This is a genomic window from Nonomuraea sp. NPDC005983 (assembly GCF_040614375.1).
Classification (GTDB): Bacteria; Actinomycetota; Actinomycetes; order Streptosporangiales; family Streptosporangiaceae; genus Nonomuraea.
Genome location: NZ_JBEXUP010000237.1, coordinates 1 through 8992 on the forward strand (window position 1 = coordinate 1; position 8992 = coordinate 8992).

The following is an 8992-nucleotide window of genomic DNA, read 5'->3' on the forward strand; positions in this document are numbered from 1 at the left end:
CCCTCACCGACGCCCGCCGGCTCGCCGAACTCGACGCCTTCGGCCTGCTGCTGATCGAACAACCCCTCGCCAACGACGACCTGGTCCAGCACGCCGCACTGGCCAAGCAGGTCCGCACCCCGATCTGCCTGGACGAATCGATCGAATCGGCCGAGCACGCGGCCGCCGCCATCGCCCTCGGCTCCTGCTCCATCATCAACATCAAGCCAGGACGCATCGGCGGCTACCTCGAAGCCCGCCGCATCCACGACCTGTGCCGAGCCAACGGCATCGCCGTCTGGTGCGGCGGCATGCTCGAAACAGGGCTCGGCCGGGCCGCGAACGTCGCGCTGGCGGCACTGCCCGGCTTCACCCTGCCAGGCGACACCTCCGCCTCACGCCGCTACTACGCCACCGACATCACCGAACCCTTCGAGCTGTCCGACGGCCACCTGAGCGTCCCGACCGGGCCGGGGCTCGGCGTGGAGCCGATCCCGGCCGTGCTCGACGAGGTCACCACGGCCACCGAGTGGATCCCGCTGGGAGGTTGACCTCTGGGCCCGCTGGGGGTGGCGCGGGCGGGCGGACGCAGGTACGGGAGCCGTCCGCCAACTCGTAGAACACACCCCGGCACCAGGCCGGGTCGCCGGGGCCGCTGAGGATGGCCACAGCGTTTGCCCTGCCCCAGCTTGTCCGCTTTGCTACGGTGTTCGCGATCTTCACACCGTCCGGATGAACGGGGCATCTATGGGCAGGCGAGGCGTTCGTGATACGCCGCAACGGAAGGAGCCACGTTCGCACTGGGGCTATTGGGGCAGCGGCGTCCTGAGCACCCTGCTGATCGTGGCCATCCTGGCGGCCTACGCCTACTACCGCAGCTTGGACGACGGACTGAAGCGGGAGAGCGTCTCACATGCCCTGGGCGATCAACGCCCTCCCGAGACCGGCGCCCTGAACGTGCTGTTGCTCGGGTCGGACTCACGCGAGGGCGACAACAAGAAGTACGGCGCCAAGTCGCAAGGCCTGGGAGAACGCAGCGACACGCTCATGCTGCTGCACATATCGCCGGACCGGGACAAGGTGACACTGATCAGCTTCCCACGCGATCTGATGGTGACCGTCCCGCCCTGCACGCACAGGAACGGCACCCCCCTGGCCTCCGGGCTGCGGCAGATCAACTCCGCCTTCAACGACGGTGGCGTGGTGTGCGCGATGCGCACTGTCGAGTCGCTGACCCAGCTGCGACTGCAGCACTTCGTCAAGGTGGACTTCACCGGTTTCAAGGGCATCATCGACGCGCTCGGCGGCATCTCGATCTGCCTGCCCAAGGCGGTCAACGACCCCAAAGCCAAGCTGGTGCTGACCGCCGGCAAGCACGTGGTGAACGGCGAACAGGCACTCGGCTATGTGCGGGCCCGCTACTCGATGGGCGATGGCAGCGACCTGTCCCGCATCAAACGGCAGCAGATCTTCCTCGCCCAGGTGATGAAGAAGGTCACCGACGGCGGCATGCTCACCGACCCCGGCAGGCTGAACGATTTCCTGCATGCCGGCATCGCAGCCGTCACCGTGGATGATCAGCTCTCCCTGGAGCGCATGCTGGAGATCGCCCGTAGCGTGCAAGGCATGACGGCCGGCCAGCTGAAAGGAGTCACCGTCCCCGTCCAGGCCTACCCCGCCGACCACAACCGCGTCCAGCTGGCCCAACCGGCGGCCGATGACTTCTTCTCGCGGCTGCGCAGCGATGTCGAGGTCACCCGGAGCGCCTCACCCGCGCCATCCGCCTCGACCGCCCCGCAGGCGGAGATCCCGCAAAGCAAGATCCGTGTTCAGGTGCTCAACGGTTCCGGGAAGCCGGGGCTGGCCGTGCGGGCCGCCGAAGAGCTGGCCGCCCAGGGGTTCGTGGTGACCGAGACCGGCAACGCCGCAGCGACGGCCACCACGCAGATCCGCTACGCCAAGCGCCAGCAGGACGGCGCGGCCTACGCCGACGCGGTCGCGGCCCGGCTCAGCAAGGACAAGCGCACGCCCGTTGCGGGAAAGGCCGAACCCACCAGCACCGAACCGTTCAACGCTCCGACCCCGACGGCCACGCCGACCATGAAGGCGTCGGGACCGATCGTTCAGCTCGTGATCGGCACCGACTGGCCTGGCGTGCGGGTGACCTCGGTGATCCCCGATTCGCTGAAGGACAAGACGGTGGATGCGTCCACCAACCCCTGCCAGTGATCCCCGATCAGCTTCACCCCCGGTGACGGGGTGGTCGCCGTCTCTGTCCGTGATGGCAAGAAGGGGTGCGGACCAAGTACGAGAGAGCAGGGCTGCCCTCTCGGACGTACGTGGTCCGCCCCTTTCGTCTACCTCGGCCGGCTCCGTTCCTGATCCAGGAAACGGACCTAGTCGAGGACGCCCAGCACGGTGCCCGCGCCGACCGTCAGGCCGCCTTCGCGCACCGCGAAGCCCAGCCCCGGCTCCAGGGCCACCGCCCTGCCCAGCTCCACGACCGCCTCGACCGTGTCGCCGGGCCCGGCCGGCGCGTCCATGACGATCTCGCCTGGCACGTCGGTCGTCCGCAGGTAGAACTGCGGCCGGTAGCCGCTGGCGATGGGCCTGCGCCGCCCGCCCTCGGCCTCCGTGAGGAGGTAGAGCCTGGCGGTGAGGCGCCGGTGGGCGCTCTGCGAGCCGGGCGCCGCCAGCACCTGGCCGCGACGTACCTGCTCGCGCCGGACGCCGCGCAGCAGCACCGCGGCGTTGTCGCCGGCCTCGCCCCGGTCCATCGTCCTGCCGAAGGTCTCGACCCCGGTGACCACCGCGGTGAGGCCCTCGCCGAGGCCGACGACCTCGACCGTGTCGCCGACCTTGACCGAACCGCGCTCGATCGCGCCGGTGACGACCGTGCCGCGCCCGGTGACGGTGAGCACGTTCTCCACCGGCATGAGGAACGGCGCGTCGACGTACCGGACGGGGACCGGGATGTGCTCGTCCACCGTCTGGAGCAGCGTCTCGATGGACGCCGTCCACTCGGGGTCGCCCTCCAGCGCCCGCAGCCCGGAGACCCGGACCATGGGCACGTCGTGGTAGCCGTGCTCGGCCAGCAGTTCGCCGAGCTCCAGCTCGACCAGGTCGAGCAGCTCGGGGTCGGCGCCGTCGGCCTTGTTCACCGCGACGACCAGGTGCTCGACCCCGACCCGCTTGGCGAGCAGCACGTGCTCGCGGGTCTGCGGCATGATCCCGTCCTGCGCGGACACGACGAGGATCGCCCCGTCGAGCTGCGCCGCCCCCGTGATCATGTTCTTCACGTAGTCGGCGTGCCCGGGCATGTCCACGTGCGCGTAGTGGCGGGTGGCCGTCTCGTACTCGACGTGCGAGATGTTGATCGTGATACCCCGCCGCGCCTCCTCGGGCGTGCGGTCGATCCTCTCGAACGGCGTGTACGTCGCACCACCGCGCTCGGCGAGCACCTTGGTGATCGCCGCGGTCAGCGTGGTCTTGCCGTGGTCGACGTGGCCCATCGTGCCGATGTTGAGGTGCGGCTTGTTGCGCACGTAGGCCTGCTTGGCCATGGTTGCTTCCTTTGACGCCTGGGAGTTCGCGTGACCCGTCGTGGGCCGGTCTACCTCCCCCCGCCGGGTCACCTCAGGACTTACGGGAGGAGGTCAGCGCTCCAGGCCGTCGCAGGCACGCTCGAAGACGCCCGCGGCGGCGGGCGTCGTCAGCTGAGCGTGCAGGAACATGAGCGTCATAGTGACGTACCAGAGCAGCACCGGGCAACGGATTATTCCGCCGCCCGACGTCTCAGCGGGGCCGGTCAGCCGGTGGCGACTGGCGCGTCCGGGCGGTGCGCGGTGGCGAAGCGCACCGTGCGGGGGAGCACGAACCGCTCGTACGGGAGCGCCGACTCCAGGGCCGCCCTCGCCTCCGGGCGCAGGTGCTCGGGGATGGTCTCCAGGGAGGCGCGGCGGGCGGCCGACCACAGCCAGTCCCACACCTGCCCCGCCTCCACCACCACCTCGAACACCACGTCCTGGCAGCGGACGTCCTCCAGGCCCCCCTCTTCCAGCAGGTCCGCGAGCTCTCCTGGGCTGTTGAGCGCGCGCTGGAAGGGGGCGGCCCCTGCACCGGCCGTGTACGGGGCCAGCGCGTGCGCGACCGCGCCGAGGAGTTCGAGCTCGGCGGGGGCGGGCTGGGCGAGCAGGCTGGCGGCCAGCCGTCCGCCCGGCCGCAGCAGGCCCGCCATGGAGCGGACCGCGGCCACCGGGTCGGGCAGGAAGTACAGCATCATGCCCGCGAGCACGATGTCGAACCGCTCCCCCGCCAGCAGGTCGTCGGCCTGCTCGGCGTCGCCCTGCAGGACGCTGGCGTGGTTGAGCCCGCGCCGCTCGATCTCGGCCTCGGCGGCGGCCACCATCCCCGGGGCCAGGTCCAGCCCGACGACGCGCCCGTCCGGGCCGACCGCGTCGGCGGCGGGGAGCAGCGAGGCGCCGGTGCCGCATCCGGCGTCCAGGACGCTGTCACCGGGGGCGGGCGCGGCCCGCCGTACCAGCTCGGCGGCGACCGGGCCGAAGAACGGCACGCCGACCCGCTCGTAGCTGGCGGACGCCCGGTGGAACACTCCGGCCATGTACTGCTTTTCGTCCACGACGACTCCTCAACGGGTCCGTTTCTACGGAGACGGGGCGGAGCGCTTTCGTCGAGCACTCTGCCCGGTGCGATCAGACAGTGCCGTCAGACAGTGCGATCAGACTGTGCGATCGGACTGTGCGATCAGATGGGGAGGCGGAGGGCGCTGCGGTGTGCGCCCAGGCCCCCTCAGGTGGGTCGGACGGGTGAACGCGGTGCCGGGGCGCGGCGGTGTGCGCCCCGGCGCGCGAATCAGACGGGTGAGAAGCGGAGCCGGAGCGTGGCCTGGCCGGCTTCGAGCACGTACTTCGGCAGGGTGCCGGGGCCGCACGAGGCGGTGCCGACCCCCTGCTGGGCCAGGTCCAGGTTGACGTGGAGGCGGTCGCCCGGCACCAGGTCGGGGCGGTGGGCGGCGCGTTCCAGGTCGGCGGTGGTCCAGCGGCGGGCCGTCAGGCCGAAGACGGGCGCGCCCGTCACCCTGATCCCGGTGCCGTCGGCGGCGGTCAGGTCGGCCCAGCGGACGTCGGCCCGGTGCCCGTTCTCCTGCGGGTAGACGTACGGCGTCTGCAGGTCCTCGACGGTGGCGGACCAGCGTCCGACGCGCGCGGCCATCCCCGTGTCGGGGTAGGCCTCTCCCGGGCCGCGGCCGAACCAGGTGACGTCGCCGATCGCGGCCGGCAGCGACATGACCACGCCGATCCTCGGGACGGGCTCGGTCCAGTCGCCTTCCGGCTCGACGTCCACGGTCAGGTCGAGCGCGTCACCTGCCGCGCTCCACCGGTAGGTGGCGCGCATCCCGAGGTCGGTGTCGGCCGGCGCGACCCTGGTGCGGACGACGAGCTCGTCGCCGAGCTCGACCTCGTCCACGCGGTGGGTGAGGCGGTGCAGGCCGAGGGCCCGCCACCTGGACGCGAGGCCGCCGAAGCGGTCGTTGTCGATCGGCGCCCGCCACAGCTCCAGCCGCGGGCCCTCGACGTCCAGGCCGAAGAGCCCGGTGAGCCTGCCGGTACGCGGGTGGAAGGTGCCTCCCCCCAGGGCGATCTCGCCGGAGCGGGCGACGGGCGCGGCGGTCCGCACCGGGACGGCGGGGCCCTCGGACGACGACAGGACGGTTTGGCCCCACGCCACCTCGTGCCCGGCCGGGCCCCACGGCTCGTCGGCGGCGAGGACGGCGCGCACGGTGAGCCAGCGCTCCCCCTCCCCCGGCGGCAGGTCGGGCAGCTTGACCTCGCCGCCCGCCACGGGGACGTCCAGGTCGAACTCCGCCACCTGGACGCCCTCCGCCTCGACGACGGCGTGGAAGCGCAGGTGCGACAGGTCGCGGAAGCCGTAGTGGTTCGACACCTGCGCGACGCCGTCGCCGAACGTGAACCGCACCGGCTCGAACACCTTCTTGAGGTCGAGCAGGCCCGGCGACGGCGTCCGGTCGGGGAAGATCAGGCCGTCGATGACGAAGTTGGAGTCGTGGACCGGCTCACCGTAGTCGCCGCCGTAGGCGTACTCCAGGGACGGGTGCGCCAGCCCGTGGTCGATCCACTCCCAGACGAAGCCGCCGGCCAGCCGCGGATACCGTTCGAACAGCTCCTGGTACTCGGCGAGCCCGCCGGGCCCGTTGCCCATCGCGTGCGCGTACTCGCACTGCAGGAACGGCATCTTCCGCCGTCGGGCGTCGAGGTCCGGGTCGTCCAGCGGGTCCTCGACGCCTCGCCCGATGGCCTCCACCTCGGCGTGTTCGGCGTACATCCGCGAGTAGACGTCGGTGCTGGCACAGGACCAGTCGCCCTCGTAGTGGAGGGGACGCGACGGGTCGCGCTCGCGGGCCCAGTCGGCCATGGCGGCCAGGTTCCGTCCGACGCCCGCCTCGTTGCCGAGCGACCACATGATCACGCTCGGGTGGTTCTTGTCCCGTTCGACCGTGCGGCGCATCCTGTCGAGGCACGCCTCGGCGAAGCGCGGGTCGTCGGTGGGGTTGCCGCGCCAGCCGACCTTGGTGAAACCGTGCGTCTCCAGGTCGCACTCGTCGATCACCCACAGGCCCAGCTCGTCGCACAGGTCGAGGAAGTCGGGGTGCGGCGGGTAGTGGCTGGTCCTGACGGCGTTGACGTTGTGCCGCTTCATCAGCAGGACGTCGGCGCGCATGGTCTCGTACGGGACGGCCCGGCCGTGCTCGGGGTGGAACTCGTGCCGGTTGACGCCCTTGAACAGCAGCGGACGCCCGTTGGCGAGCAGGACGCCGTCCTCGATGGAGATCGTCCGGAAGCCGACGCGCAGCCGCACCGTCTCCTCGGGCAGAGTGACGACCGCGTCGTAGAGCCGCGGCGTCTCGGCGGACCACGGCTCGGCGTCGACGCTCGCCTCGACGCCCGGCCGGAGATCGGTGACGCCCAGCTCGGGGACGCTCAGCAGGCCCCGCCCGTCGAAGCTGCCGTCGAAGCTGATCGTGCCGCGCCCGTCGCGGTAGGAGGTGTGGACGAAGACGTCGGCGGTGGAGCGGGTGAGGGTCACGTCGCGGAAGATGCCCGGCAGCCACCACATGTCCTGGTCTTCCAGGTAGCTGGCGGCCGACCACTGGTGGACGCGCACGGCGACCACGTTGCGCCCCGGCCTGAGCCAGGGGCCCGCGTCGAACTCGACCGGCAGCCTGCTCCCCGTGGAGAAGCCCAGCTCGTGGCCGTTGAGCCAGACCCTGGCGAACGACTCGACGCCCTCGAACCTGAGCCGTCCGCCGGTCCAGCCGTCGGGCAGGTCGAAGGCGCGCCGGTAGTCGCCCGTCGGGTTCTCGTCGGGGACGCGCGGCGGGTCGACGGGGAAGGGGTAGGAGACGTTGGTGTAGGCGGGGGCGCCGTGGCCGTGCAGCTGCCAGTGCGACGGCACCGGCAGGTCGTCCCAGGACGAGTCGTCGTATCCGGGGTCGGCGAAGTCCGCCGGCACGTCGGCCACCGGGGAGAGGCGGAAGCGCCACTCGCCGTTGAGGTCAAGGGTGGGGGCGTCGGAACGCAGGGCTGCCCGGGGTTCGAGGCGGCCCGAGCCGGGGGTGAAGTTCTCGAGATCCATCGTCGCCGAGCCTACGGGTTCGAGGCGATTTCGTCAGCGACGAGTCTCGTGTCCTGAGATGGCGCCGATCGACGACGCGCCCTCATCCCGCCGCCGTGAGGTACCCGGCCAGCAGCGCCTCGGCCACCGCCGCCACGTCGCCGTCGCCCGGCAGGAACTCCGGGCTGTGCAGCCCGGCCGCCGTGTCGACGCCGACGAACATCATCAGCGACGGCGCGATCGCGCCGTAGTAGGCGAAGTCGTCCGCGCCGCACGACCGCAGCTCCTCGGTGACCGTCCGTCCCGCGTGCCTGAGCAGCTCGCCCGCCCGGACGGCCAGCGCCGAGTCGTTGACCAGGACGGGCTCCCCGCGCACGATCCGCACCTCGGCCGCGCACCCGTGCGCCCTGGCGACGTCCCGCACCACCTGGGTGAACCGGTCGTGCAGGGCCTCGCGCCAGGTCTCGGACATCGTCCGCAGCGTCCCCCGGGCGACGGCCTCGCCGGGGACGGCGTTCGGCGCGGTGCCCGCGTTGACGGTGCCGAACGTCACGACGGTCGGCACCATGGGGTCGGCGGCGCGGCTGACGAGCTGCTGCGCGGCGACGATGACCTGCGCCATCGCGACGACCGGGTCGCGGGTCAGGTGCGGGTAGGCGGCGTGCCCCTCCGCGCCCGTGACGATCACCTCGAACTCGTCGGAGGAGGCGTTGACGGCTCCCGGCGTGCAGGACACCACGCCGGAGTCCAGCACCGGCTGGACGTGCGCGCCGACCATGGCGGCCACCTGGTGCCGCTCCAGCGCGCCCGACCGGACGACGTCCAGTGCGCCGGACGGGTAGCTCTCCTCCCGCGGCTGCAACACCACGACCAGCGGCGCGGCCGCCTGGACTCTGGACACCGCCCTGGCCAGGGCGACGACGGCGGACAGGTGGACGTCGTGGCCGCAGGCGTGCATCGCGCCGTTCGCGGCCGCCCACGGGACACCGGTGCGCTCGCTGATGGGCAGCGCGTCCAGCTCGCCGCGCACCGCCACCGCCGGGCCCGGACCGCCGATCCGCAGCACGGCGCCGGTGTCGGCGACGTACTCCAGCTGCGCGCCGGGCAGCGCTTCCAGGACGCGCTTGAGCGTCGGCCCTTCCTCGCCCGACAGGCACGGCTGCGCGTGCAGTTCCCGCCGCAGCGCCACCGCTTCCGGCAGCTCGGCGGCCAGCGCCTCGCGCAGCAGCGCGCCGCCGGCCCAGTCGCCGGCCCGGTCGTCGGCCCGGGGGGGGGCCGCGGCGGGTTCGGAAGCGCGGGGGGTAGGGACAATTTGTTGTATTTAAGGGGTTGATAAGGGTGGGGGCCGGATGATTAAAAA

6 protein-coding genes are annotated in these 8992 nt (G+C 71.9%); 2 read left to right on the forward strand and 4 right to left on the reverse strand.

Translation table 11 applies throughout. The annotated features are described in order from the left end of the window. A partial coding sequence (locus ABZ297_RS45465) for an enolase C-terminal domain-like protein (RefSeq protein WP_355360390.1) occupies positions 1–530 on the forward strand: 530 nt, incomplete at its 5' end. A gap of 292 nt (positions 531–822) precedes the next feature. Continuing rightward, positions 823–2208, forward strand: a complete 1386-nt coding sequence (locus ABZ297_RS45470; RefSeq protein WP_355360392.1) for an LCP family protein — start codon at positions 823–825, stop codon at positions 2206–2208. A 167-nt stretch (positions 2209–2375) separates the two neighbouring features. Here ABZ297_RS45470 and tuf read toward each other — a convergent pair whose 3' ends face one another. From tuf to ABZ297_RS45490, 4 genes are all read right to left on the reverse strand, one after another. After that, positions 2376–3542 carry an elongation factor Tu gene (tuf, locus tag ABZ297_RS45475; RefSeq protein WP_355360395.1) on the reverse strand — a complete coding sequence of 389 codons (1167 nt, stop codon included), beginning with the start codon at positions 3540–3542 and terminating at the stop codon, positions 2376–2378. Between the two features lie 245 nt (positions 3543–3787). Beyond that, positions 3788–4618, reverse strand: coding sequence for a methyltransferase domain-containing protein (locus ABZ297_RS45480; RefSeq protein WP_355360398.1), 831 nt, complete (start codon positions 4616–4618; stop codon positions 3788–3790). Positions 4619–4851: 233 nt separating this feature from the next. Then, a complete protein-coding gene (locus ABZ297_RS45485; protein WP_355360401.1) occupies positions 4852–7653 on the reverse strand; it encodes a glycoside hydrolase family 2 TIM barrel-domain containing protein in 2802 nt (933 codons plus the stop codon). A gap of 82 nt (positions 7654–7735) precedes the next feature. After that, positions 7736–8821 (reverse strand): M20 family metallopeptidase, encoded by a 1086-nt coding sequence (locus ABZ297_RS45490; RefSeq protein ID WP_355360404.1) that lies wholly within the window; start codon positions 8819–8821, stop codon positions 7736–7738. Between the last annotated feature and the right edge of the window lie 171 nt (positions 8822–8992).